General features: G+C 44.4%; 1 protein-coding gene. It reads right to left on the bottom strand.

Annotated elements, in window-relative coordinates:
- Positions 1 to 247: 247 nt before the first annotated feature.
- Positions 248 to 1402 (bottom strand): elongation factor Tu (tuf, locus tag ACKLNX_RS00060; RefSeq protein WP_412970765.1); only part of this gene is annotated, 1155 nt, incomplete at its 5' end.

The following is a 1402-nucleotide window of genomic DNA, read 5'->3' as shown; positions in this document are numbered from 1 at the left end:
TTTTAAGCTTTCTAGTTGGTTTGTGAGGTTCCCAATCAAGTTGGGAATGACGTATCTTCGTAGTGATATTATTCTGAAAAATGCTGTTTTTAAGCTTTCTAGTTGGTTTGTGAGGTTCCCAATCAAGTTGGGAATGACGTTTCTTCGTAGTGTGATTTTTAGGCTAGCTTTGTGCTCTTGATGACACTTTGTCTTGAGACAAAAAAAAGGCGCTCAATGAGCGCCTTCCTTAATTTCTAATGCGGTCTTATGCGAAGATTTTCGCAACAACACCAGCACCTACTGTACGACCACCTTCACGGATTGCAAAGCGTAAGCCTTCATCCATCGCGATTGGAGCAATTAGCTCTACTACGAATTTAAGGTTATCACCAGGCATTACCATTTCTACGCCTTCAGGAAGCTCTACAGCACCTGTTACGTCAGTTGTACGGAAGTAGAACTGTGGACGGTAACCTTTAAAGAATGGAGTATGACGGCCACCTTCATCTTTGCTTAGTACGTATACTTCAGCTTCAAACTTAGTGTGCGGGTTGATTGAACCAGGCTTAGCCAAGACTTGACCACGCTCAACATCTTCACGCTTAGTACCACGTAGAAGAACACCAACGTTCTCTCCAGCGCGACCTTCGTCAAGAAGTTTACGGAACATTTCAACACCAGTACAAGTCGTCTTTGTTGTATCTTTGATACCAACGATTTCTACTTCTTCACCTACTTTAACAATACCTTGCTCAACACGACCTGTTACAACTGTACCACGGCCTGAAATTGAGAATACATCTTCGATTGGAAGGATGAACGGCTTGTCGATATCACGCTGTGGCTCTGGGATATAGTTATCTAAAGCTTCGCCTAACTCGATGATTTTTGCTTCCCACTTCTCGTCGCCTTCTAGCGCTTTAAGTGCAGAACCTTGAATTACTGGCAAGTCATCACCTGGGAATTCATATTCTGTAAGAAGTTCACGAACTTCCATTTCTACTAGTTCTAGTAGTTCTTCGTCGTCAACCATGTCACATTTGTTCATGAAAACGATCATGTAAGGGATACCAACCTGGCGACCTAACAAGATGTGCTCACGTGTTTGTGGCATAGGACCGTCAGTTGCCGCAACAACTAAGATACCGCCGTCCATTTGAGCAGCACCAGTGATCATGTTTTTAACATAATCGGCGTGTCCAGGACAGTCAACGTGTGCGTAGTGACGAGTAGGAGTATCATATTCTACGTGTGATGTAGAGATTGTGATACCACGCTCGCGCTCTTCTGGAGCGTTGTCGATTTGATCAAATGCTTGAGCGGAACCGCCGTAAGTCTTTGCTAGTACCGACGTGATTGCCGCTGTAAGAGTTGTTTTACCGTGGTCAACGTGGCCGATAGTACCAACGTTTACGTGTGG

Origin of the sequence: Glaciecola sp. MF2-115 (assembly GCF_047250385.1) — a bacterium.
GTDB lineage: Bacteria > Pseudomonadota > Gammaproteobacteria > Enterobacterales > Alteromonadaceae > Glaciecola.
The sequence above is the reverse complement of the archived record's forward strand: the minus strand, read 5'-3'. Positions and strand labels throughout refer to the sequence as shown.